Raw genomic sequence first — 2,226 nt, 5'->3', positions numbered from 1 at the left:
GTCGACGTCCTTTTCGCCCTGGACGACGTGGACATGCGCCTGCGCCGCCTCGGCCTCGATGCCGATCCCGGCTGGGTGCCCTGGTTCCGCCACATCGTGCACTTCCATTTCCTGGACGCCCGGCGGCTGCCGCCGCCCGCGGACGACCCGCATGGATAAGGCGGTCCGGCCCTCGCTCCATGCGCGGCTGCTCGCGGCCCTGGCTGCGAGCCTGCCGCCGGATCAGTTCGCGCATCCCGATGCCCAGTGGCTGCGCGATCCGCCCCCGCAGCCGGTGGTGGACGAAGCCGTGCTCGCGCCGCTGGTCGCGGCCCTGGATCTCGCGCCGGTCGAACACGCGGCCGCGGCGCTGGCCCTGTGGGTGGAACTGGATGCCCGGCCGGCGGCGGCGCTGTCGCTGCTGCAAGGCAGTGCCAGCCGCATCGGTCCGGCCCGCCCCACGCTGGGCCTGCTCGCCAGTCTCGCGGGCAGCCTCGACGAGGACGGGCCGTCACCGGCCGAAGCCCTGGGCCGCCTGCTGCAGGGCACGGCCCTGGCGAGCGGGCTGCTGCAGCTGTCCGACCCGCAGCAGCCGGCCCACGCCCGCACCCTGCAGATGCCGGCGTGCCTCGTCGCGTGGCTGGCGTGCGGCGAGCCGGCAGCGCATGCGACGCCGCTGGGGCGCCTGCGGCTCCAGCCCCTGGGCGAACCGTGCTGGCCCCTGCCGGCGGCCTGGGCCGAGGCCGTCGTCCGGCTCGGGGCGGCCGCGCAGGCGTCACGCGGGCCGTGCGCCCTCGTCCTGCGCGGCATCGATGCCGGCGAACTGCGGGCCATGGCGGCGCGGCTGGCCGCGCGCATGGGCCGCATCGCCTTCGAGATCGAAGGGACCGACGAGGCGCGCGGCTTATCCAGCGATGCGGTGGCGCTCCTGTCCGCCCGCGAGGGCGTCGTCCCGGCCCTGGTTGCGGCCCGCGGCATTCCCGTGTGGCAGGCCGAGGCGGCGCCGGGCAGCGCCACGCGCGTGCCGGGCCTGGCGCACTGGACGGGCCCGCTGATCGTGCTGGCCGCGCCCGACGCCGCCTTCGAATCGACCCTGCCGATGCACGAAGGTGAGCTGGGCCTGCCGGATGCGCGCGACCGGCTCGCGCTGTGGTCCGGCCTCCGCAAGCTGCCGGCCGACGCGATCGGCCCTGGCGACCGCGGCGCCGTCGCCCGCTCCCGCTGCGGCATCTCGGTGCTGGCGCAAGCCGCGGCGCACGCCCGGGACGGGCAGGCGCATCGCGCGATCGAGGAAGCGGTGCGCGCCAGCGCGCGCAGCCTCTCGGCCTGGGCGCAGCTGTCATCCGACCGCATTCCCGCCGATGCCTGGGTGGGCCCGCCCGAGGTGCACCGTGAACTGGGCCTGTTGCTCACGCGCTGCCTGGCCCGCGCCGGTGCCGGCGAGCGGCTCGGGCCGCTGCTGCGCGGGCGCCTCGGGGATGGCGTGAAGACCCTGTTCATCGGCGCATCGGGCACCGGCAAGACGCTGGCGGCGCAGTGGCTGGCCGACCGGCTCGCGCGTCCGCTGGTGCGCGTCGACCTGGCCGCCGTCGTCAGCAAGTACATCGGCGAGACCGAGAAGAACCTCGCGCAACTGCTGTCCCGCGCCGAGCACCTGGATGCGGTGCTGCTCTTCGACGAGGCCGACTCGCTCTTCGGCGCCCGCACCGACGTCAAGCAGGCCAACGACCGCTACGCCAACATGCAGACCAACTACCTGCTGCAGCGGCTGGAGACCTTCCACGGCGTGGCGGTGCTGACCTCCAACAGCAAGGCGCGCTTCGACGACGCCTTCCTGCGCCGGCTCGATGCCGTGGTGCAGTTCCCGCTGCCGGACGTGGCCGAGCGGCGCACGCTGTGGTCGCTGCACCTGGGCGAAGCACCGCAGGTGGATCCCTCGGTGATGAACGCGATCGCCGCGCTGGTGGACCTGCCGGGCGGGCACATCCGCAATGCGGTGCTGACGGCGGCGCTGCTCGCACGCCAGCGCGGGCAGGACGGCGAGGCCGAGTCGTCGCTCACCGCCGACGACCTGCGTGAAGCGCTGGCGCTGGAATACCGCAAGCTCGGCCAGCGGGCCCCCGACAGCTTCTGAAGCCGCGAGCCCGCCGTGTTCGACGCCGCCCGTGCCACACCCCAGGACGCGCGGCGACGCCTGCCGCCGCTGGCCGGGGCGGAGAGCGAGCCGGGCGGGCCGGAGCTGGCGAG

At 75.3% G+C, this 2,226-nt stretch carries 1 protein-coding gene; it reads left to right on the top strand.

The genetic code is table 11. The annotated features are described in order from the left end of the window. Positions 1–151: 151 nt before the first annotated feature. Positions 152–2,113, top strand: coding sequence for an ATP-binding protein (locus tag VFM98_RS09045; RefSeq protein ID WP_325109588.1), 1,962 nt, complete (start codon positions 152–154; stop codon positions 2,111–2,113). The last annotated feature ends 113 nt before the right edge of the window (positions 2,114–2,226 follow it).

The organism is Ramlibacter sp. (assembly GCF_035706265.1).
GTDB lineage: Bacteria > Pseudomonadota > Gammaproteobacteria > Burkholderiales > Burkholderiaceae_C > Ramlibacter.
This window is presented reverse-complemented; position numbering and strand designations above follow the sequence as displayed.

Excerpts from the sequence above, each read along its gene's own strand:
- VFM98_RS09045 (WP_325109588.1), top strand. The coding sequence starts at position 152 with ATGGATAAGGCGGTCCGGCCCTCGCTCCATGCGCGGCTGCTCGCGGCC.